25 protein-coding genes are annotated in these 19196 nt (G+C 59.3%); 9 read left to right on the top strand and 16 right to left on the bottom strand.

Annotated features, from left to right (window positions below):
• Window positions 1-48: 48 nt before the first annotated feature.
• Window positions 49-909 (bottom strand): polyamine aminopropyltransferase, encoded by an 861-nt coding sequence (gene speE, locus LIX91_RS19290; RefSeq protein WP_004410209.1) that lies wholly within the window; start codon window positions 907-909, stop codon window positions 49-51.
• A 200-nt stretch (window positions 910-1109) separates the two neighbouring features.
• Window positions 1110-1301: a PLDc N-terminal domain-containing protein gene (locus LIX91_RS19285; RefSeq protein ID WP_003315122.1), complete on the bottom strand. Its 192-nt coding sequence runs from the start codon at window positions 1299-1301 to the stop codon at window positions 1110-1112.
• A gap of 155 nt (window positions 1302-1456) precedes the next feature.
• Between LIX91_RS19285 and LIX91_RS19280 the strand changes: the two genes are divergently transcribed.
• Window positions 1457-2383 carry a ZIP family metal transporter gene (locus LIX91_RS19280; RefSeq protein WP_004410207.1) on the top strand — a complete coding sequence of 309 codons (927 nt, stop codon included), beginning with the start codon at window positions 1457-1459 and terminating at the stop codon, window positions 2381-2383.
• On the opposite strand, the gene LIX91_RS19275 is transcribed toward LIX91_RS19280, so the two are convergent.
• Both LIX91_RS19275 and LIX91_RS19270 read right to left on the bottom strand, forming a co-directional pair.
• Complete coding sequence (locus LIX91_RS19275; RefSeq protein ID WP_103696244.1) at window positions 2380-2898, bottom strand: hypothetical protein; 519 nt, start codon at window positions 2896-2898, stop codon at window positions 2380-2382. The two genes, LIX91_RS19280 and LIX91_RS19275, sit on opposite strands and share 4 nt — an antisense overlap.
• 100 nt (window positions 2899-2998) lie before the next feature.
• Window positions 2999-3544, bottom strand: a complete 546-nt coding sequence (locus LIX91_RS19270; protein WP_003415862.1) for an ankyrin repeat domain-containing protein — start codon at window positions 3542-3544, stop codon at window positions 2999-3001.
• 346 nt (window positions 3545-3890) lie between these two features.
• Here LIX91_RS19270 and LIX91_RS19265 point away from each other — a divergent pair, with 346 nt between their 5' ends.
• Window positions 3891-4169 carry a DUF3509 domain-containing protein gene (locus tag LIX91_RS19265; protein WP_003315128.1) on the top strand — a complete coding sequence of 93 codons (279 nt, stop codon included), beginning with the start codon at window positions 3891-3893 and terminating at the stop codon, window positions 4167-4169.
• A gap of 111 nt (window positions 4170-4280) precedes the next feature.
• On the opposite strand, the gene LIX91_RS19260 is transcribed toward LIX91_RS19265, so the two are convergent.
• The 6 genes from LIX91_RS19260 to aroC all read right to left on the bottom strand — a co-directional run bounded on the left by LIX91_RS19260 (window position 4281) and on the right by aroC (window position 9479).
• Complete coding sequence (locus LIX91_RS19260) at window positions 4281-5003, bottom strand: helix-turn-helix transcriptional regulator (RefSeq protein WP_003415861.1); 723 nt, start codon at window positions 5001-5003, stop codon at window positions 4281-4283.
• A 253-nt stretch (window positions 5004-5256) separates the two neighbouring features.
• Window positions 5257-5940 carry an acireductone synthase gene (gene mtnC, locus LIX91_RS19255; protein ID WP_226488982.1) on the bottom strand — a complete coding sequence of 228 codons (684 nt, stop codon included), beginning with the start codon at window positions 5938-5940 and terminating at the stop codon, window positions 5257-5259.
• A 16-nt stretch (window positions 5941-5956) separates the two neighbouring features.
• A complete protein-coding gene (locus LIX91_RS19250) occupies window positions 5957-6502 on the bottom strand; it encodes a 1,2-dihydroxy-3-keto-5-methylthiopentene dioxygenase (RefSeq protein ID WP_226488981.1) in 546 nt (181 codons plus the stop codon).
• An 80-nt stretch (window positions 6503-6582) separates the two neighbouring features.
• Window positions 6583-7197 (bottom strand): methylthioribulose 1-phosphate dehydratase, encoded by a 615-nt coding sequence (locus LIX91_RS19245; RefSeq protein WP_003415859.1) that lies wholly within the window; start codon window positions 7195-7197, stop codon window positions 6583-6585.
• On the bottom strand, window positions 7194-8357 hold the full coding sequence (locus LIX91_RS19240; RefSeq protein WP_226488980.1) for an MFS transporter: 1164 nt from the start codon (window positions 8355-8357) through the stop codon (window positions 7194-7196). Before LIX91_RS19240 ends, LIX91_RS19245 begins: the two co-directional genes overlap by 4 nt.
• Before the next feature lie 30 nt (window positions 8358-8387).
• Window positions 8388-9479, bottom strand: coding sequence for a chorismate synthase (gene aroC / locus LIX91_RS19235; RefSeq protein WP_003436716.1), 1092 nt, complete (start codon window positions 9477-9479; stop codon window positions 8388-8390).
• A 141-nt stretch (window positions 9480-9620) separates the two neighbouring features.
• Here aroC and LIX91_RS19230 point away from each other — a divergent pair, with 141 nt between their 5' ends.
• Both LIX91_RS19230 and LIX91_RS19225 read left to right on the top strand, forming a co-directional pair.
• Window positions 9621-10649: an alpha/beta hydrolase gene (locus tag LIX91_RS19230; protein WP_003415856.1), complete on the top strand. Its 1029-nt coding sequence runs from the start codon at window positions 9621-9623 to the stop codon at window positions 10647-10649.
• Between the two features lie 133 nt (window positions 10650-10782).
• Window positions 10783-11586 (top strand): hypothetical protein, encoded by an 804-nt coding sequence (locus LIX91_RS19225; RefSeq protein ID WP_003396390.1) that lies wholly within the window; start codon window positions 10783-10785, stop codon window positions 11584-11586.
• Window positions 11587-11660: 74 nt separating this feature from the next.
• On the opposite strand, the gene prmB is transcribed toward LIX91_RS19225, so the two are convergent.
• Complete coding sequence (gene prmB, locus LIX91_RS19220; protein ID WP_226488979.1) at window positions 11661-12569, bottom strand: 50S ribosomal protein L3 N(5)-glutamine methyltransferase; 909 nt, start codon at window positions 12567-12569, stop codon at window positions 11661-11663.
• Window positions 12570-12830: 261 nt separating this feature from the next.
• Between prmB and LIX91_RS19215 the strand changes: the two genes are divergently transcribed.
• The 3 genes from LIX91_RS19215 (at window position 12831) to LIX91_RS19205 (ending at window position 14490) form a co-directional block, all read left to right on the top strand.
• The gene (locus LIX91_RS19215) at window positions 12831-13421 is read left to right on the top strand and encodes a cysteine hydrolase family protein (RefSeq protein ID WP_004410186.1); all 591 of its coding nucleotides are present in this window, start codon (window positions 12831-12833) and stop codon (window positions 13419-13421) included.
• Between the two features lie 148 nt (window positions 13422-13569).
• Entirely contained in the window at window positions 13570-13887 is a 318-nt protein-coding gene (locus LIX91_RS19210; protein WP_003396385.1) for a hypothetical protein, read from the top strand.
• Between the two features lie 45 nt (window positions 13888-13932).
• Window positions 13933-14490 (top strand): Smr/MutS family protein, encoded by a 558-nt coding sequence (locus LIX91_RS19205; RefSeq protein ID WP_226488978.1) that lies wholly within the window; start codon window positions 13933-13935, stop codon window positions 14488-14490.
• 463 nt (window positions 14491-14953) lie between these two features.
• Here the strand turns inward: LIX91_RS19205 and LIX91_RS19200 are convergent, their stop codons facing one another.
• Window positions 14954-15121 (bottom strand): hypothetical protein, encoded by a 168-nt coding sequence (locus LIX91_RS19200; RefSeq protein ID WP_003405800.1) that lies wholly within the window; start codon window positions 15119-15121, stop codon window positions 14954-14956.
• A gap of 91 nt (window positions 15122-15212) precedes the next feature.
• Window positions 15213-15422: a hypothetical protein gene (locus LIX91_RS19195; RefSeq protein WP_046270653.1), complete on the bottom strand. Its 210-nt coding sequence runs from the start codon at window positions 15420-15422 to the stop codon at window positions 15213-15215.
• Window positions 15423-15910: 488 nt separating this feature from the next.
• Between LIX91_RS19195 and folE the strand changes: the two genes are divergently transcribed.
• Both folE and LIX91_RS19185 read left to right on the top strand, forming a co-directional pair.
• Window positions 15911-16456 carry a GTP cyclohydrolase I FolE gene (gene folE, locus LIX91_RS19190; protein ID WP_003343112.1) on the top strand — a complete coding sequence of 182 codons (546 nt, stop codon included), beginning with the start codon at window positions 15911-15913 and terminating at the stop codon, window positions 16454-16456.
• Window positions 16457-16529: 73 nt separating this feature from the next.
• Window positions 16530-16907 carry a glutaredoxin family protein gene (locus tag LIX91_RS19185; RefSeq protein WP_003315148.1) on the top strand — a complete coding sequence of 126 codons (378 nt, stop codon included), beginning with the start codon at window positions 16530-16532 and terminating at the stop codon, window positions 16905-16907.
• 21 nt (window positions 16908-16928) lie between these two features.
• On the opposite strand, the gene LIX91_RS19180 is transcribed toward LIX91_RS19185, so the two are convergent.
• From LIX91_RS19180 to LIX91_RS19170, 3 genes are read right to left on the bottom strand one after another with little or no spacing between them, the layout of a single operon-like run.
• Window positions 16929-17315: a lysozyme inhibitor LprI family protein gene (locus LIX91_RS19180; protein WP_003415849.1), complete on the bottom strand. Its 387-nt coding sequence runs from the start codon at window positions 17313-17315 to the stop codon at window positions 16929-16931.
• Window positions 17316-17345: 30 nt separating this feature from the next.
• Window positions 17346-17948, bottom strand: a complete 603-nt coding sequence (locus LIX91_RS19175) for a glutathione S-transferase family protein (protein WP_003343108.1) — start codon at window positions 17946-17948, stop codon at window positions 17346-17348.
• A 39-nt stretch (window positions 17949-17987) separates the two neighbouring features.
• Window positions 17988-19154 (bottom strand): PLP-dependent aminotransferase family protein, encoded by a 1167-nt coding sequence (locus LIX91_RS19170; RefSeq protein WP_100072661.1) that lies wholly within the window; start codon window positions 19152-19154, stop codon window positions 17988-17990.
• Window positions 19155-19196: the final 42 nt, after the last annotated feature.

The raw sequence follows: 19196 nt of genomic DNA, 5'->3' as shown, positions 1-19196 counted from the left end.
CACAGGCCACGCTCGAGAAAATCCGGCTCGAGGAGCCGGACCGACTCATCAGTCGTTGCTGGCCTTGCCTACGGCCTGCAGGACGTACTGCGGCAAGGCGAACGCACCGATGTGGACTTCTGGATTGTAATAACGCGTAACAATACCGCTGCCCGAGAAACGCTGACGCAGGGTTTCCAGCGGCAGTTTGCGATAGCTCTTGTTGGTTGAGCCCCAGGCGAAGGTCATTGCTCCGCCGATGTAAGTAGGGATCGCAGCGTGATAGAAATGCCAGTCGGCAAACAGACCGTTCATGCGCCCGGCCGTGGTCTGCACACCGCTCAACTGCATGAAAGGCGTGCCGTTCTGGGTGACCAGAATCCCGCCTTCGTTGAGGCAGCGATGGCAGGCCTGATAAAAGTTTTCCGAGAACAGGACTTCACCCGGGCCGATCGGATCGGTGGAGTCGGAGATGATCACGTCGAACTTCTCTTCGGTGGTCGCGACGAAGCGCATGCCATCATCGATGACCAGGTTCAGACGTGAATCGTCGAAGGCACCGCTGGAATGATTGGGCAGATATTCCTTGCACATCTCGACCACGGTCGCATCAATCTCGACCATGGTGATGTGTTCAACGCTCATGTGCTTGGCGACTTCACGCAGCATGCCGCCGTCGCCGCCGCCGATGATCAGCACACGCTTGGCTGCACCGTGTGCCAGAATCGGCACATGGGTGAGCATTTCGTGGTAGATGAATTCGTCCGCTTCGGTGGTCTGAATGACGCCGTCCAGCGCCATGACACGGCCCATGCGCGGGTTCTGGAAGATCACCAGGTGCTGGTGATCGGTACGTACTTCGTGAAGCATTTTTTCCATACGAAAGCGTTGGCCGTAGCCTTCGTATAACGTTTCCTGATAATCGCTCATGGGTAAGCTCCCGCTGGGTACTGATGACAGGACGGCCGACCGCCCGCAACAAAGGCGCGCATTCTACGTCGAGGAACATGACAGGTCGAACCTCTGTGCAGCTTAGCGTGTCACTGCCGCCGCGAATGCCCCGCGCATAAAACGAAAAACGCCTGATTACCCAGGGTAATCAAGCGTTGTTTGCCCAGCGTGTGGACGTATCACATGCGTACGTTGCCACGCGGCCCGAGGATTGCCCAGATGATCAGGCCCACCACAGGAAGCAGTACGATCAGCAATACCCAGAGGATTTTCTTGCCCGTCTCGGCACCGCTTTTCAAGACGTTGATGATGGCCCAGATATCGAGCGCCAGAATGATCAAGCCGACCAGGCCGTTGAAGCTAGAACCCATGGTGTTGCCCCTAAATTGAATGCTTACCCTCCTAGGATAGTAGCGCCGTTCGGGGGTTCCGTTGAACCAACCTTATATTCTCGGGCTCCCAGACGGGGTCGACTTTGTATTTCAGTCACCATTGCTTCTCCCCCTTTACACAGGTAGCCCTATCAATGCCTACGCCCGCATCATCCCGAACGCCCTGGGCGGCCTGGTTAAACCAGCTTCAGGGCAGCCCGCTGGTAAGCCTGGGCTTCGCCCTCGCCCTGCTGATCGTCGTCGGCCTCGGTGGCATCAGTCTTTACAACGCCTTCTATGGCACCAGTCAGGTCAACTTCAATCACGCCTTGCTGGGCGGTATCGCGGGCTTTCTGGCGACGGCGCTGGGCGCAGTGATGGCGGTTGCCCTGCGCAACGTCTCACAACGCGTTCAGGACATCATGCTAGGGTTTGCCGCCGGGATGATGCTGGCGGCCAGCTCGTTCTCGCTGATTCTTCCAGGCCTGGAAGCCGCCCGGGACATTACCGACAGCGGGCCGTGGGCCGCTGCGACGGTTGTCGCCGGTCTGGGATTGGGTGTGCTGCTGATGCTGGGGCTGGACAAGTTCACCCCGCACGAGCATGAAAGCGTAGGCCGCCAGGGACCTCATTCGGAACGGATCAGCCGGGTGTGGCTGTTCGTGCTGGCGATCACCTTGCATAACCTGCCCGAGGGCATGGCGATTGGCGTCAGTTTCGCCAGCGGCGACATGAACGTCGGCCTGCCATTGACCACCGCCATCGCCATTCAGGACATTCCCGAAGGTCTGGCCATTGCGCTGGCCCTGCGTGCGACCGGCCTGTCGGCCTTCAAAGCAATGCTGGTGGCCATCGGTTCCGGCCTCATGGAGCCACTGGGCTCACTGGTAGGCCTGGGTATCTCCAGCGGCTTTGCCATCGCCTATCCGCTGAGCATGGGGCTGGCAGCAGGCGCGATGATTTTCGTGGTGTCCCATGAAGTCATCCCGGAAACCCACCGCAATGGCCATCAGACCTCGGCAACCCTGGGCCTGATGGGCGGCTTTGCGGTGATGATGTTTCTCGATACGGCGCTGGGTTAACCGCGCAATGCTTGCAGTGCAGGTGCGGCATGGATGCCGGCCGATGCTGCCAGCTCGACTACGCGCGCTTCGTCACGGCCGTACACCAGCACCGCTTGCAACTCGTCATCCAGTGGCTGGCTGAAGTTCATCAGCACATAGCCGCCCATCTCCTTGTTCATGCTGTTCAACTGAATCTGAATGCGATTGAGCGCAACCAGCGGCTCGACCTTGGCCAGCTGCCTGGGCTTGATGTTGAAGGTCACGTCCTTGCCAAACGACTGAACGATCTGCTCGAACAGGTCCATGTAGCTGTCGGCCTGGAACAGAACGGTTTCCGGCAGACTGCCCACCACGACCCACTCGCCCAGCGGGATCGGGAATGTATCGTCGTAGTTGATATCAGGGTTGGCAGCCAGAAATGCCTGCGGATCGGCATACGCCTGCGCGGCTTCATCGGCGATATGCACGATTTCATCGTCGCCCATGCAGCCGGAGCTGACTTTGCTGATTAATTCGACCAGTGAGTCTTTCATGGGGGCGATCCTGATAGCGGGCAAAAAAAGAGGCGCGAAGGATAACGGTAAATCCATCGCGCCTCTATGTGTTCATGCCTTGCTGTCAGTGCACTCGCTGTCAGGACCGGGCTGCCTGCACGCCCATTCTGGTCAATTGCTCGATGGTGACGGTCGCGCCCATTGCCTGAGCGGCGCCCAGTGCAGTGATGCCCTTGGCGTCGGTGGCATGCGGGTCCGCGCCCTGACTGATCAGGTAATCGACTATTTCGTTTCGATTGAACATCGCCGCCATCATCAGTGCGGTACGGCCATCAGCAGAGGCACCGTCTATATCGGCACCCGCCTCGACCAGCAACCTGACCACTGCCAGATCGCCCTTGAACGCTGCGCCGGCGATGGGGCTCTGACCGTTATCGTTGCGGATTTCAGGATCAGCCTTGTGGTTCAGCAGCACACGGACCGCATCCGCATGGCAGTGATAGCTGGCCAGCATCAGCAGCGTATCGCCCTTGTGGTTGCGCAGATCTGCCGGCAGGCCCTTTTCAAGCAGACGCTCGAGCATGACTGCATTTCCTTGGCGAGCCACATCGAATACCTGCTCGGCGAACTCGGCAGCTTCGTCTTCAGTCATGGTTTTCGAAGCGCTGATATCTGTATCGGTCATTCACTACTCCTTGGCGCACGGTACTCCGGGTATGCGTTGACCCGGCATCGATAAACACACTGACCTCAACTATCGCTAGCTGTTCGATCAGCATCGATCCGGATGCGCAATGCCTGCTCTTGATCGCCAGAAGCTATGCAATCCCCCTTCTGCCCGATCCCCATCGTGCAAGAAACGGCAAAATGCAGGGCGCACGACGAGTGCTCATGCAAAATGCACGAAGCCTGAAAATAGAGGATATTTCAAGTTATTGATTTTAAAGGATTTAATTTAAGAGAAAGTCTGGCACAGACACTGCAATAGTACTTGCAAGCTTGTTATCCCATGAGCAATGGAGCCGCCTCACATGACTTTTATTCAAGAAAAATTCGCTTCCGTATTCTCCGACTACACAGTAACCACTCAGCCGCGTCCTGATGGTGGTGTTCTGTTGTCACTGCGTACCCAGGATGGTAAGCAGATCCGTCGCTCAGTCTCTTATGCTCAGCTGCACACTCCGGTTCAACTGGAATGGGTAATCAGCGCCATCCGCCGTGACCTGGCTGCACAAGCCAGCGAGCTGCCAGCTATCTCGATGCTGCAAAGCCAGCACCGTTTTGATCTGCCGACGTACCACACACGTTGATTTTGCCCGCCACCCTCTGGGGTGGCACCCGCTATACGCTCTCTCATCCCTTGTTTGCCGCGATTACACTTTGTTCTCGCGGCTTTTTTTTGCCTGCGTTTTGTCGACACGCTACCTGATCAGACCACGACAAAGTGCTTCGCCCACCGCCTGCGCCCTGTTGGCAACGCCCAGCTTGGAGTAGATGGTTTTGAGGTGGTACTTCACCGTTGACTCCGACACGTCGCGAATCATCGAGATCTCCCAGGCCGTTTTCCCGTCTCTGGCCCACTGCAATACTTCCAGCTCGCGATGGGTCAGACCGCGTGAACAGAACTTCAGACCTCGCGCGACACTGTGCAGTACCGGCATGAGACTGCTCATGAGGTACTTTTGTTCAGCGCTGATGGGCCGCTCCACTTCGCCCAGGGTACACACCGATGTCACGCTGTCGGCACCACGGCAATGATTGGTGTAGCCATAGGAGATGGCCGGAAGCAGTTCACAGGCGTCGACGAGCTCGTCATAAAAGGCGGATACCGGGTATTGCCTGAACGCCTCCTGCCAGTTAAGGAAGCCCAGTTGATTGCGATAACAACGGATCACCGGGTCTTGCGTGATCAAATCGTGCTGGCGGTAGGCATCGCCCCAGGCATCGTCGACGTTGGAGGTGATGAACGTCAGCAACACCGGGCCCTTGAACTGAAAGAACATCGCGCGCTCGCTGTTGCATTCGCGCCGTAACCATTCGAGTGCATTTTCGATGGCGGTCTGCCCATCGAGCTCGCTAATCGTGCTCACCATCTGCTGTATCAATAAGTCCCTGGTCGCGCTTTCTGTCATGGCACTGCCCATCGCTGCCGCTCCTTCTTCGCCCGGGAATCGGTACAGGTGTTGTCCGTGACCCAGTGACGATGGCGCAGAACTTACACGAATAATCACGTTGAAAAACGGCGAACAGAACAAACAGATTCAACGCACTTTCAACCAGGCAACAGCTCACTCGAAAGCAGGAAACGTCCTACAAAAGTAGTGTGTGAGCCTTGCGGCAGGCAGGTTTCAATGCAGCGGCATCAGGACGATGCCGCGCACAGCAGCCGGGAGTCTTCTAGAAAGAGGCTGGGTCGATAAGCGCAAAACTGGCTACGTGCCGGTGCCCGGCAAGCGCCCCGCCATCACGCGCAAGACCACAGGTGGCCATGCCGGCGGCCTGTGCAGCATCGAGTTCTTCGACGATATCCGACAGGAACAGAATGTCCTCGGCAGGACAATCCATTGCCTGGGCGATCGTGCGATAGGACTGCGCTTCGCGCTTGGGGCCGGAAGTCGTATCGAAGTAACCGCTGAACAGGCCGGACAGATCGCCCGCCTCGGAACAGCCGAAAATCAATTGCTGAGCCTGAATCGAGCCCGAGGAATAAACGTAAAGTCGGTAGCCTTGTTGATGCCAGTGTTTCAGAGCATCGACAGCATCCGGATAAACATGGCCCTTGAGCTGTCCGGCGTTATAGCCCTGCTCCCAGACCATCCCCTGCAGAGCCTTGAGCGGTGTGGCCTTGCGGTCCTCGGCGATCCATTCCAGCAATATTGCAATGACGCGCTCGACATCGGCGTCCGGCTCACCGGCCAGGTCGCGCACCGCCTGCAACTGCTGCGCCACGGCCGCTTGCTCGGCATTTTCGCGAACGAATGCGGGCAGGTGCTTTCTGGCGAACGGGAACAACACGTCGAACACGAAACTCACTGCACTGGTGGTGCCTTCGATATCCGTGAGGATAGCTTTGATGGGCATCAGAATGGGGCTCCTGTCAGTCTTCCAGCCGTGGAAAACGGCCGGCAATGTCTTCACCGGTAAAGTTTGCTACCCAGCCTTCCGGATTATTGAACAGGCGGATAGCAATGAAGTGCGGGTTTTCGCCCATATCGAACCAGTGCCGCGTGCCGGCCGGTACGGAAATCAGGTCGTTCTTTTCGCACAGCACGGCGTACACATAGTCGTCGATGTGCAAGGTAAACAAGCCCCGCCCGGCAACGAAAAAGCGCACCTCGTCTTCGCCGTGGCGGTGCTCTTCAAGAAACTTGGCGCGCAATTCGGCTTTTTGCGGGTGATCGCTGTTGAGGCTGATGACGTCCACGGTGACATAACCGCGTTCGTTCATCAGCGTGTCGATCTGGGTACGATAGGCGCTGATCACCTCTTCCTGACTGGCACCGGGAGTGATCGGCGTGGCGGCCTCCCAGCGGTCGAACGCCACGCCATGCTCGGCCAGCGTCGACGCGATGTCTTCCAGATGGGTCAGAACCTTGTTGGGCATATCAGGGCTTGAAACGTGATAAACGGACAGGCTGCTCATGCGTGAATCCTCGGTTTGGTGCAACGCCCTCCGGCTTTTACAGGCCGGTCAGGCTTACAGGCTGGTTTGGCAAGACGTTGTCAGCGGTTCAAGACCGCACGCATTTTCAGTTCGCACTCGAACAGGAACTCGAACGCTTCGATCTGGCGCAAGGCATCGCTCATTTTCGCCCCCCAGGTGTAGAGACCATGACCGCGGATCAGGTAGCCAGCGCACTCGGGATGGGTGTCCAGCCAAGGCTGCACCTTTGCCGCGAGACGGGCAATGTCCTGATCGTTGTCGAAAATCGGCACCACGACCTGCGACTCATGAGTGACCACGCCGCTAAAGGCCTTTTGCAGCTCGTAATCCTCGAACACCAGATGATCGGCCGTGGTCAGCCTCGACAACACCGTCGCGTTCACCGAGTGGGTGTGCAACACCGCGCCGACCTGCGGCCTGCAGCTGTATAACTGGGTATGCAGCAAGGTTTCGGCAGACGGCTTTTTACCCGGCTCAAGGCTGTTGCCAGCCAGATCGGTGGCCAGCACATCGTCAGGGCCCAACTGGCCCTTGTGCTTGCCGGACACGGTCAACAGCGCCTCACTGGCAGAAAGGCGCGCGGAGTAATTGCTGCTGGTGGCAGGCGACCAGCCACGGCCGTACAGAAAACGCCCGGCCTCGATGATTTCCAGGCTCAATTGTTCGCGGCTCATACACCTTCCTCTTTCTTGGGTGTGACAATCATGACGGCAGCAGCAAACGCTGCAAGGCTGGCAATGGCAAAGGTCCAGGCCGGCCCCAGCGCGTTCCAGCTGTAACCGGAATACAGAGCGCCCAACGCCCCGCCGACCCCGGACAAGGCGGCATAAAGCGCTTGCCCCTGACCTTGCTGACGCGGACCGAAGCTACTTTGCACGAAATGAATGGCAGCGGCGTGAAAGCTGCCGAACGTGGCGGCGTGCATCACCTGCGCAATCAGCAGCGCGGTGAGGTGATCGGCGAACAGACCCAGCAGCAGCCAGCGCAATGCGGCCAGCAGGAAGCTGGCGAACAGTACCTGGCGCACGGTAAAGCGCTGCAGAACCCGGCTCATGACCATGAACATCAGCACTTCAGCCACCACGCCGACCGCCCATAGCAGGCCGATCAGGCCGCGGCTGTAACCGAGTTCTTCGAGGTGCAGGGTCAAAAAGGTGTAATAAGGGCCATGGCTGAGCACCATCAGCGCGACACTGAGGTAGAACGCCCATACACCGGGTCGCGCCAGTTGCCTGAGAAAGCCGCCCGCCCCGGTTTCGCGGCTCGACGGTGCGGGATGCGCATTCGGCACCCACCAGCTGCTGACAACGATACCCGACATGATCGCCAGCGCGATGTAGGGGAACAGGTCCAGGCTGAACCATTCGAATACCCGCCCCAGCACCACGACGGCCAGAATGAAACCGATCGAGCCCCACAGGCGGATCTGGCTGTAACGCGAGGTCTGGCCTTGCAGGTGTGCGAGGGTGATGACTTCGAACTGCGGCAGGACGGCGTGCCAGAAGAACGCATAGAGCGCCATGACCATCGCCAGCCAGGCATAGCTTTTTTCGACCAGGATCAGCGAAAACGCCAGCAGCGTGCAGATGGCGCCAGACCGCACAATGGTCAGACGCCAACCGGTGTGATCACCCAGCCACCCCCAGAGATTGGGCGCGACGCAGCGCATCAGCATGGGAATGGCGACCAGCTCGCCGATCCGTGCGCTGGAAAAACCCAGATGATGCAGGTAAAGAGCCATGAAAGGCGCCGACAGGCCCAGCAAGGCGAAATAGCATACGTAGAACCCGGACAGCCGCCAGTAAGGCAGCTGCCCGCCGGCAGGTTGCGCCACGCTAGCAGTCCGCAACCGCGACGGCGTGCATTACACCTGCCCCAGCACAGGTGTGTTGACGCTGACGTCGGCGTTCTGACCGCGGTGACGCAACAAGTGATCGAGCAGAACGATGGCCATCATTGCCTCGGCAATCGGCGTGGCACGGATGCCGACACACGGGTCATGCCGACCCTTGGTGATGACGTCGGCGGCGTTGCCATCGACATCGATCGAACGTCCTGGCGTGGTGATGCTTGAGGTCGGCTTGAGCGCCAGATGCGCGATGATCGGCTGGCCGGAGGAAATGCCGCCGAGAATGCCGCCCGCGTGATTGGACAGGAAACCCTGTGGCGTCATTTCGTCGCGGTGCTCGGTGCCGCGCTGGGCAACACAGTCGAAACCGGCACCGATTTCCACACCCTTGACCGCGTTGATGCTCATCAGCGCGTGGGCCAGCTCAGCATCCAGACGATCGAAGATCGGCTCGCCGAGACCCGGCATCACGCCTTCTGCGACCACGGTGATTTTCGCACCGACCGAGTCCTGATCACGTCGCAGCTGGTCCATGTAGGCTTCCAGTTCCGGCACCTTGTCAGGGTCGGGGCAGAAAAACGCGTTGTCTTCTACCGAATCCCAGGTCTTGAACGGGATCTGGATCGGGCCCAGCTGGCTCATGTAGCCGCGAATGACGATGCCCTGGCTTGCCAGATACTTCTTGGCAATGGCCCCCGCAGCCACACGCATGGCGGTTTCCCTTGCCGAACTGCGTCCGCCACCCCGGTAGTCGCGGATGCCGTACTTGTGGTGATAGGTGTAATCGGCGTGGGCCGGGCGGAACAGGTCTTTGATCGCCGAATAGTCCTTGGATTTCTGATCGGTGTTGCGGATCAGCAGGCCGATGGAGGCGCCGGTGGTCTTGCCCTCGAAGACACCCGAGAGAATCTCGACCTCATCGGCCTCCTGACGCTGCGTGGTGTGGCGGCTGGTGCCCGGCTTGCGCCGGTCCAGGTCGCGCTGCAGGTCTTGCAGGTCCAGCTCCAGCCCCGGCGGGCAGCCGTCGACGATAGCGACCAGCGCCGGGCCGTGGCTTTCGCCGGCGGTGGTGACAGTGAACAGCTTGCCGAAAGTGTTGCCGGACATGCGGGCGCTCCGAAAAATCAGCCAAAAAACCAGATCGTTAAACCAAGCGCGCCAGTATACGCAGGCTCGCGGTTCAGTTCATCCTCGAACCTTCTGTCACCGCGTGCGTCCAAGCGTGACTCCCCCAATGATGGCCTTGCGATGTTATCCGGTATTTCCCTGCTTCGAGTTCCCAACGCGCTGCGTCTGCTGGCCCTGCCGATAACCCTGATCCTGAGCCTGACCGCCGCAACCGCCAGCGCTGCGGCGCCCAGCACGGTGCAGCGACCGATAAGCGTGGACACCGAAAACGGCAAGCTGTACGGCACGCTGCTCATGCCGCGTTCCGACAAACCGGTGCCGGTGGTGCTGATCGTCGCCGGTTCCGGCCCCACTGACCGCGACGGCAACAACCCGGAAGGCGGACGCAACGACAGCATGAAACGTCTGGCGGTGATCCTGGCCAGCAACAATATCGCCAGCGTGCGCTACGACAAACGCGGCGTCGCGGCCAGCAAGGCGGTCACGCCGGATGAACGCAACCTGAGCGTCGAGCGCTACGTGGCCGATGTGCAACTCTGGGCCAGAGCGCTGAAAGCCAACCCGCGCCTTGGCCAGTTGATTCTGTTGGGCCACAGCGAAGGCGCGCTGGTGGCGACGCTGGCGGCTGAAAAGGTAGGTGCAGCGGCACTGATTTCCGTGGCCGGCACCGGGCGACCGGTGGATCAGGTGCTGCGCGAACAGTTTCAGGAGCGCCTGCCACCGGACCTGCTGCAGCGCAGCGATCAGTTGCTCGACGAACTCAAGGCCGGCAAGACAGATGACAACGTGCCCGCCGAGCTGGAAGTGGTCTTCCGCCCCAGTGTCCAGCCGTACCTGATCTCGCTGTTCCGCCAGGACCCGGCGGCGGCTTTCGGTGCCTTGCACATTCCGGCTCTGATCGTTCAGGGTCGCAACGACATTCAGGTCGGTGTGGGTGACGCGCTGCTGTTGCAGAAAGCCAAACCGGATGCCCAACTGGCCTTGATCGACGGTATGAATCATGTGCTGCGCATCGTCCCGGACGATTTGCAGCAACAATTGCTCTCCTACCGCAATCCGACCCAGCCGCTGGCCAGTGAAGTGACCGAGCGGATCCTGAGCTTCATCAAGGCACTGCCCAACCCGGAAAAAAGATCGGCAGCGCGTTAGTCAAAAGTCCTTCAGTCCTGGCGAATCTGGCCGATAGCAATGTGCTGGCCCTGTGTTCCGGCACCTTAGTGTTTCGGCACCTTTATGCCCCGGCAAACGTGCTGCGGGGCAAGGCCCAGGAAAGGACACCCTTATGACAGACGCAAATACCATGACTGAAACCCTCGCAGAACCGGCCAGCGCAGAAGTCGCAGTGCCGGTGCCACCGCAGCCGTGGGAAGACGTTCTGCCCGAAAGCTTTCAGATGCTGCGTCTGTCGCCACTGCCCACCGACCGCGCGACCGGCGGCCGCCCTCTGCGCTTCGTACAGTTCGGCCGTGCCGAGCGGCACAGCAAGGCTTTGAGCCTGCTGCGCATCACGGTGCAATTGCCAGGTCAGCGGGTCCGCAAGGAACAGAACCATCTGGATATCTGGGCCGACCACGAAAAACGCATGGTGCGCTTCGGTCCCGAGTCAGGCTTGCAGATCGAGCCATGGAACCGTGGCATCGGGCGCTTCATGATTGCTCATGCGGTGCATTGGGCGCAGAAAAGATGGTCTTCCTACAAGATTGAAGGCGTGGCGTTGGCCAGCAAGGACGGTCTGAACGAAGACACACGTCTGCGTCGCGATCACTTTCTGCGCACTCTGGGTTTTGAAGTGACGTATGCCGATGCCCAGCACATGAAAGGCGCGATCAAGGATGTACACGTCGGCAACCTGCACAGCACCTGGAACAACGACAAGGTGCAGATCATCGAGATTCTCGAAGCCTCGCAGATGCTGGAAAAGGCCGAGAAAAATCTGATCGAGCAGGAAGTGACGATTCGCCAGCATGAAGACCGGGTCAGCAAGTACAAGCGTGAAGACAGCGGCCTGCGCTTCACGATTGCCTGCCTGGTGACCTTCGCGGTATTCCAGGCCGGGCTGCTGATCTGGATCGCAACGCACCGATAAAGCCGATAAAAAAGGGAGGCTGATATCAGCCTCCCTTTTGTCTCAGCCTCAGCCGCTTATCGCGGCTGTCGAGCTCAAACCTTCGACAGGAACAGTGCCTGATGGTCGCGGCACTGTTCTGCCGTGAGCATGAACACACCATGCCCGCCCCGCTGGAAGTCCAGCCAGGCGAAATCGACCTCCGGGTACAGTGCCTGCACGTGCACCTGGCTATTGCCGACCTCGACGATCAACAGGCCCTTCTCGTTCAGATGATCGGCGGCCTGGGCGAGCATGCGGCGGACCAGGTTCAGACCATCGCTGCCACAGGCCAGCGCCAGCTCTGGCTCATGCTGATACTCGTCGGGCATGTCGGCAAAGTCTTCGGCGTCCACGTAGGGCGGGTTGGACACGATCAGGTCAAAGCGCTGACCCGGCAGGCCATCGAATCCGTCGCCCTGAACGGTGTAGACGCGATCGTCCATGCCGTGACGCTCGATGTTCTGATTGGCCACTTCCAGTGCGTCATAGGACAGATCGGCCAGGGCCACCTCGGCATCGGGAAAGACCTCGGCGCAGGCGATACCGATGCAACCGGAGCCTGTACACAGATCGAGAATCCGCGCCGGGTCATCGGCCAGCCAGGGGGCGAAACGCTCTTCGATCAGCTCGGCGATGGGCGAACGCGGGATCAACACGCGGTCATCGACAATGAACGACATGCCACAGAACCAGGCCTCGCCCAGCAGATACGGGGTTGGCACACGCTCGTCGATGCGCCGCTTGATCAAGCGTTGCAGGTGGGATATTTCGTCGACTTCCAGACGGCAATCCAGGTAGCTGTCGGCAATTTCCCAAGGCAAGTGCAGCGCCCCCAGCACCAATTGCCGCGCTTCATCCCACGCATTGTCGGTGCCATGACCGAAAAATACGTCTTCCTCGTGAAAGCGGCTGACGGCCCAGCGTATATGGTCGCGCACGGTACGCAGACGGGAAGTGATCATGGACAAACTCCTTGAAAGGCAACGAACTGCTGTAAGACGAGCCTCGGTGAACAGTCTGGTTACGAACAACGTGCATTCTTCGTACCCGATAGGCGGGGAAGTTTCCATGATTCGTCTACCGCCATCAAGGCAAACCGCCAGCCACCCCCTCCTCCAACTGCCCTGCAGGCCATAAAAACCGTGGCCTGCGATGGTTGCCATTCCCAGAACGCTTCAGCCAGAGGACAATGTCGCAAAAGCCCCACACAAAGGAGCCCGTGAATGTCCGATTTAAAGACCATGTTTCAGCTCAGCGGCCGGGTGCATGCGCCCGCCCATCTGAGTAACGCGACGCTGATCATCATCGACGCGCAAAAAGAATACCTCCGCGGCCCGCTGGCCCTGACCGGCGTCAGGGAAGCGATGGCCAACATCGGCCGGCTGGTCGAGAAGGCACGTGCGGTCAAGTGCCCGATCGTTCACATCCGCCATCTGGGCACCGTGGGCGGCCCGTTCGACCCACATGGCGAGCGCGGGGAACTGGTGCCGGAGCTGTTGCCGCAGGGCGATGAACACCTGGTCGAGAAACGCCTGCCCAATGCCTTCAATGGCACCGGACTGCATGAACTGCTGCAGAGTCTGGGGCACCTGGACCTGATCGTCTGCGGCTTCATGAGCCATTCGAGTATCAGCACCACAGTTCGCGCCACCAAGGACTACGGTTATCGCTGCACCCTGATCGACGATGCCTGCGCAACCCGTGACCTGCCGAGCCCGCACGGCGTGGTCAGCGCGGAGATCGTGCACAGAACCGAGATGGCAATCATGGCCGACAACTTCGCCACCCTGGCACTGACCAAAGACCTTGTCTGACGCTACACAGGCGAGGAAACGTGTGACAGCGTTCACATAACCGCCCATCCTTTGCCGTCATGCATCGCCCCGGAGGCGGGAACCACCCCTCCTTCCCCGGGTCAGAGCGCCGATACTCCATTGAGCTGATACCTGTTGAGGAAAAGGCATGAAAACGTCAGATGGTTTCGATGCACGTCGCCTGCGCCCCAGGGGTCAGGGCAACTGGGGCAAACGCATCGGCACGTTGATCGCACTGCTCCTTGTGGTCGCCGGCCTGTTGCTGGCGGTTGCCGGTGCCTCCAGCCTCACGGTTCATCCGCAGATGCTGGGCGAACTCAATGCCAGTCCGGGCGGCGCGGCATTTGTCGCCATTGGCGGATTGCTGGTGCTGTACATCGGCGTCTGGCTGTGGCGCCGCTGCCGTCGTCAGCGCAGTGGCGGCGGCTTGAGCATCTCTTCGCACCTGATGAAAAAACACAACTGACCCTCTCGCCTGAACGGTTAGAATGGCCTCCTTCGCGGAGGCCCCATGCAAGACGACGATTTTTCCCTGTTCAGAAGCGAGACACGCGGCGTCAAGCCGCTCAAGCATGAACACGCCGATGTCGGCAAACCCAAGACCGATCGAAAAATGCTGGCCCGCCTGCGCCAGTCGGCGACTATGCGCACCGACTCGGTGACCGTCGACGGCTTGTCGGATCAATTCGTGATCGACGTCGGCCCTGAAGATGTCCTGAGCTGGTCGCGTGACGGCGTGCAGGAAGGCCAGATGCGCAAGCTCAAACTCGGGCAGATCAGCTTCGAGGGCAGCCTGGACCTGCATGGCATGAGCGTGGAAGTGGCGCGTGAAACGCTATGGGAATTTCTGGCTGAAGCAACCCGCCTGGAAGTACGCTGCGTACGCGTCACCCATGGCAAGGCGGTACGCCTGGACGGCAAGCGACCCATGATCAAGAGCCACGTCAACACCTGGCTGCGTCAGCATCCGCAGGTACTGGGCTTTTGCTCCTGCCTGGCCAAACACGGCGGTGCAGGCGCGGTGTACGTGATCCTCAGGCGCACCATGATGGAAGGGCGCGACGAGTAGAACCCGCCGCGCCCTTCCAGTCAGTCAGACTCGTACGCGGGGCAGCATGCTGCCGCCCCGCTGGTGACTCAGCGACCCGGGCCAGGACCGCCAGGACCAGGACCACCGCCTTCATGGTGCCCGCCACCGCCACCGCCGCCATGTCCACCCGGACCAGGCCAGAACGGCCAGCAACCGGAAACCGACGACAGTACAATCGCGAACAACGCTATTTTTGCTACTCGACTCAACATCCGGGTTTACTCTCTAAAGACAGGCAATGGATTAATGACCTGCCTACTCAGACCGCAATGGACACCGGAAGTGGGTAGCGATCTGGTCGCCAACGTGTAAGCGAGAGGATACAAAAGCTGTAAAAGCGGATTTTTCAGGGCAAACAAGACAACTGCCAGACACAAAAAAGCCATACGACTTTGGACCTGACTCAGACGACTCACTGCCCTGGCATAGCTATCGCAGGCGTTCAGAACCAGACCTTGAATGCAAGCCATGAAAAAACCAGAGCAAATACTGCACCGGATGCAGCAGACACCAGAACGTTTCGTGGTTCATGGGCAGGCATGTTGCGGACCTCGTTGCCCAACTGCTCGAGGTCTTCGCGCATCCGCTTAATGACTTGATCGTGACTCATACTCATCTTCTCTCGAAATGCCGATTCATGCGTTGCGTACACACTTTCGCTTGGTCCAGACTGAATCTCAAGCGCTGCAAGTCGCTGTCCGCTACTGGGTACTGGCTGCCTGGAGCTTGTGGATGAAAGCGGCAGCAGTAACGATTACGGTGATCAACCCACCAGCCGCCACAAATGGATAAAAGCTCGTTTCGCGCTGGAGCTTATTGGTCTCCGCGATCATTTTTCGTGCCTCAGCCACAAACTTGTGAACCTCAGCCTGGAGTTTCTCAAGTTCCAGCTCGTCCTTTTGACTCGGCATCCAACCTCCTATCAGACTCTGGCCTGCATCTCACAAGCCGCCTTCATGAAGTAAGGATACGCTTCACGTCTGCTTTGCAAACGCTTGAAAAAGCTACGGCATATGTCATTCCAGCGCTCCAATCAAGGCAACAGAAACGCATGTCGGAGAGCCCAAGCCAAAACGCATGCTCCCTGCATTCGCTTTTCTGCGACACTGAAAAGCACCGGGCTATAGCGCAACGCCGGGCAAAGTCTAAAAACCGGCGCTGATTGCGAAAGCATTACGAGGCCACGGCAGTACAACTGCGAGCACACCTACGCTACCATGTGCCCAATCGCCGGGATAAACCCCGCATTCATCGCCAATCAACGAGATCCGCAGGTTACGTATGCGAAATCGCCCAACTCCACTGGAGCGGGATCGGCAAACGGGACACCAGCTCGATTGGTAAAAAATCGGTACAGCCCCAAACGTACCGCTCTGAAACCTATACGGAATCACCCTCTGTGACACTGGAACAGAATTACACCGCCATCCTCGGGCAACTGGGCGAGGACGTCTCGCGCGAAGGTCTGCTGGACACCCCCAAGCGCGCCGCCAAGGCCATGCAGTATCTGTGTCGCGGTTACACGCAGACCCTGGAAGAAGTGACCAACGGCGCGCTGTTCAGCTCCGATGCCAGTGAAATGGTGATGGTCAAGGACATCGAGCTGTACTCGCTGTGCGAGCACCATCTGCTGCCGTTCATTGGCAAGGCTCATGTGGCCTACATCCCGCAGGGCAAGGTGCTTGGCTTGTCGAAAGTGGCACGGATCGTCGACATGTATGCCCGTCGTCTGCAGATCCAGGAAAACCTCAGCCGCCAGATCGCCGAGGCCATTCAGCAGGTCACCGGCGCGCTGGGCGTTGCTGTGGTGATCGAAGCCAAGCACATGTGCATGATGATGCGTGGCGTCGAGAAGCAGAACTCGGCCATGATCACCTCGGTGATGCTGGGCGAGTTCCGTGAAAACGCGGCCACCCGCAGTGAGTTTCTCAGCCTGATCAAGTGATCGTTCAGCCTGCGTTCACCTGCCGTGAGGCACGCTGAACGCACGGCTGGGCACGCCACCGCCCGCAAGAGGTATGACCTTGTTCATGAAAGCGTTAAGAGTCGGCCTTGGCCAACTCGTTATCGGCATTGATTTCCTGACTCGCCCGAGCAGGAAAAAACGTGACCCGCAGGCCCAGGCGGCTGTCGCTGAAGCGGCTCAGGACCTGACGCTGTATCAGTTCCATGCCTGCCCGTTCTGCGTGAAGACGCGTCGCGCCCTGCGCCGCCTCAATGTTCCGGTCGCGTTGCGCGATGCGAAAAACAACGAGCTCGATCGCCAGACTCTGCTTAACGAGGGCGGCAGGATCAAAGTGCCTTGCCTGCGTATCGAGGAAGGCGACAAAACTGTGTGGATGTATGAATCCAAGGTGATCATCGACTACCTGAACCAGCGCTTCGGAGCGATCTGACCGCTGTTTGCCCGGCGCCTCTCAGCGCGGGCAACCTTCCTCGCGACAGGCCACATAGGCTTGCAGTTGCTTGAGTCTTACGCGGGTCTGCTCGGCCAGGCATTGCGACTGCAGCAATGGCCAGATAGAGCCTGAGTCCTCGGGCTTGCCCGCCTGATACAGGCAATCGGCATCACGCAGGGCTATCCACTTTCGTTGCGCATCCTTGAGTGCCTGCTTTTTCGCCGGGGTCTTCAGCCACGCCATTTGCGCGTTGTACTGCTTGTTGAGATCGGCATCGAGCGCTGCCTGTTCATTGGCAGCGCAGCGGTTCATGCTGGCCTGATTGGCGTCGCAGTCCTCGGCCTGGGCCGAGCAGCCGATACCCAGCGCAATGAAAGCGCCCAGAAGTACGATTGGAACGCGCATACATTTCCCTTTGTTCAAATGACGGCTGTGTCAGTCCAGCATACCGATATAACCCGGCTGTGCCTTGACCCGATCCAGCCAACGGCGGATCCCGGTATAGGGTGCCAGATCGAAACCGCCCTGATGCGCGACGTGGGTGTAGGCATACAAGGCAATGTCGGCGATGGAAAAGTTCTCGCCGACCAGAAACGGCGTACGGTCGAGCTGCTGTTCCATGACCGCCAGTGCGCGATAGCCGGCCTTCTGCATGGCGCGGTACTCTGTCATGCGTTCGGCCGGCAGGCCCAGATAGAACTGGATGAAACGGGCCACCGCGACCGACGGCTCATGGCTGTATTGTTCGAAGAACTGCCACTGCAGCACCTGGGTGCGCAACCTCGGTTCGCTCGGCAGGTATGAAGAGCCATCAGCCAGAAAGTTGAGAATCGCGTTGGACTCCCACAGGCAAGTGCCGTCTTCCAGCTCCAGCACCGGAATCTTGCCGTTGGGGTTCTTTTCCAGAAACGCCGGGGTCTGGGTTTCGCCGTTGAGAATATCCACCGGCACCCACTCGTACTCGCTGCCCAGCAGGTTAAGCATCAGCTTGACCTTGTAGCAGTTGCCCGAGTTGTAATCGCCATAAACCTTGTACATCAGACTGCTCCCTTGCTGCGTCTATGTTGACGTCTTGAATCAGGCGGCCTGCAGAAGGTGTGCTGCGCGGACCACCGACGCCAGACGTTTTATACCCTCATCGAGCCGTGCAGGGTCGATATGGCTGAAATTGAGCCGCAAGTGACCGTGATTGGCGTCCGGATCGGCAAAGAAAGGTTCGCCCGGCATGAACGCCACATCGTGCGCCAGCGCTGTATCCAGCAAGGTGCGCGTGTCCAGCGGCTGCTTCAGCGTCAACCAGAAGAACAGTCCGCCTTGCGGGCTGTTCCAGGTGGCCAGGTCGGAAAAATGCGTTTGCAAGGCACTCTCGAACGCATCACGACGGCCCCGGTAAAACTCGCACAGCGTTACCAGATGCTCACGATAGTGCTCAGTACCAATCCACTGCAAGGCCTGCCACTGGCCGAGGCGATTGGTATGCAGATCGGCCGACTGCTTCAGACGCAGCAAGTGCGGAAACAGATCGGGGCTGGCGATCAGATAGCCCACTCGCAGGCCCGGCAGCAGCGTCTTGGAAACCGTTCCGGTGTAAATCCAGCTGGCCGTCTTCAGACTGCTGACAATCGGCCTGGCACTGCCGCCGTCAAAGCTCAGCTCACGATACGGCTCGTCCTCAATCAACGTGACACCGAACTCGTCGAGCAAGGCCGCAACGGCATCGCGACTGGCCTGGCTGTAGCGCACCGCCGAGGGGTTCTGGAACGTCGGGATGAGGTAGGCGAACGCTGGCGTGTGCTGCTCCAGACGCTGACGCATGGCAAGCAGGTCCGGGCCTTCGGCCTGCAGCGGCACAGTGATGCAGTCGGCGCCGAACAGCTGAAATATCTGCAGCGCCGCCAGATAGGTGGGCGCCTCGAGAAGAATTTCGGTGCCTTTGTCGATGTACAGCTTGGCCGCCAGGTCCAGTGTCTGCTGAGAACCACTGACCACCATGACCTGACGGGCGTCGCAGTCGATACCCAGGGCGCGAGCATCGGCGGCCAGCGCTTCACGCAACGCAGGTTCGCCCTCGCTCATGCCGTACTGGCCCAGCGCAACAGGCATGTCGGCCCACTCTACTTTGGGCAGCATCGCCTCAGCGGGCAAACCACCGGCGAACGACATCACTTCCGGACGCTGAGCGGCGGCGAGGATCTCGCGAATCAGAGAACTTTTCAGACGGGAAACGCGTTCGGAGAAAGCCATGGCAGTTACCTGTAGCCGAGACAATTGGAAATACGTCAAACT

This window comes from Pseudomonas sp. B20 (assembly GCF_020515755.1).
GTDB classification, from domain to species: Bacteria; Pseudomonadota; Gammaproteobacteria; order Pseudomonadales; family Pseudomonadaceae; genus Aquipseudomonas; species Aquipseudomonas syringae.
The sequence above is the reverse complement of the archived record's forward strand: the minus strand, read 5'-3'. Positions and strand labels throughout refer to the sequence as shown.

Excerpts from the sequence above, each read along its gene's own strand:
- speE (WP_004410209.1), bottom strand. The coding sequence starts at position 909 with ATGAGCGATTATCAGGAAACGTTATACGAAGGCTACGGCCAACGCTTT.
- LIX91_RS19285 (WP_003315122.1), bottom strand. The coding sequence starts at position 1,301 with ATGGGTTCTAGCTTCAACGGCCTGGTCGGCTTGATCATTCTGGCGCTC.
- LIX91_RS19280 (WP_004410207.1), top strand. The coding sequence starts at position 1,457 with ATGCCTACGCCCGCATCATCCCGAACGCCCTGGGCGGCCTGGTTAAAC.
- LIX91_RS19275 (WP_103696244.1), bottom strand. The coding sequence starts at position 2,898 with ATGAAAGACTCACTGGTCGAATTAATCAGCAAAGTCAGCTCCGGCTGC.
- LIX91_RS19270 (WP_003415862.1), bottom strand. The coding sequence starts at position 3,544 with ATGACCGATACAGATATCAGCGCTTCGAAAACCATGACTGAAGACGAA.
- LIX91_RS19265 (WP_003315128.1), top strand. The coding sequence starts at position 3,891 with ATGACTTTTATTCAAGAAAAATTCGCTTCCGTATTCTCCGACTACACA.
- LIX91_RS19260 (WP_003415861.1), bottom strand. The coding sequence starts at position 5,003 with ATGGGCAGTGCCATGACAGAAAGCGCGACCAGGGACTTATTGATACAG.
- mtnC (WP_226488982.1), bottom strand. The coding sequence starts at position 5,940 with ATGCCCATCAAAGCTATCCTCACGGATATCGAAGGCACCACCAGTGCA.
- LIX91_RS19250 (WP_226488981.1), bottom strand. The coding sequence starts at position 6,502 with ATGAGCAGCCTGTCCGTTTATCACGTTTCAAGCCCTGATATGCCCAAC.
- LIX91_RS19245 (WP_003415859.1), bottom strand. The coding sequence starts at position 7,197 with ATGAGCCGCGAACAATTGAGCCTGGAAATCATCGAGGCCGGGCGTTTT.
- aroC (WP_003436716.1), bottom strand. The coding sequence starts at position 9,479 with ATGTCCGGCAACACTTTCGGCAAGCTGTTCACTGTCACCACCGCCGGC.
- LIX91_RS19230 (WP_003415856.1), top strand. The coding sequence starts at position 9,621 with ATGTTATCCGGTATTTCCCTGCTTCGAGTTCCCAACGCGCTGCGTCTG.
- LIX91_RS19225 (WP_003396390.1), top strand. The coding sequence starts at position 10,783 with ATGACAGACGCAAATACCATGACTGAAACCCTCGCAGAACCGGCCAGC.
- prmB (WP_226488979.1), bottom strand. The coding sequence starts at position 12,569 with ATGATCACTTCCCGTCTGCGTACCGTGCGCGACCATATACGCTGGGCC.
- LIX91_RS19215 (WP_004410186.1), top strand. The coding sequence starts at position 12,831 with ATGTCCGATTTAAAGACCATGTTTCAGCTCAGCGGCCGGGTGCATGCG.
- LIX91_RS19210 (WP_003396385.1), top strand. The coding sequence starts at position 13,570 with ATGAAAACGTCAGATGGTTTCGATGCACGTCGCCTGCGCCCCAGGGGT.
- LIX91_RS19205 (WP_226488978.1), top strand. The coding sequence starts at position 13,933 with ATGCAAGACGACGATTTTTCCCTGTTCAGAAGCGAGACACGCGGCGTC.
- LIX91_RS19200 (WP_003405800.1), bottom strand. The coding sequence starts at position 15,121 with ATGAGTCACGATCAAGTCATTAAGCGGATGCGCGAAGACCTCGAGCAG.
- LIX91_RS19195 (WP_046270653.1), bottom strand. The coding sequence starts at position 15,422 with ATGCCGAGTCAAAAGGACGAGCTGGAACTTGAGAAACTCCAGGCTGAG.
- LIX91_RS19185 (WP_003315148.1), top strand. The coding sequence starts at position 16,530 with ATGACCTTGTTCATGAAAGCGTTAAGAGTCGGCCTTGGCCAACTCGTT.
- LIX91_RS19180 (WP_003415849.1), bottom strand. The coding sequence starts at position 17,315 with ATGCGCGTTCCAATCGTACTTCTGGGCGCTTTCATTGCGCTGGGTATC.
- LIX91_RS19175 (WP_003343108.1), bottom strand. The coding sequence starts at position 17,948 with ATGTACAAGGTTTATGGCGATTACAACTCGGGCAACTGCTACAAGGTC.
- LIX91_RS19170 (WP_100072661.1), bottom strand. The coding sequence starts at position 19,154 with ATGGCTTTCTCCGAACGCGTTTCCCGTCTGAAAAGTTCTCTGATTCGC.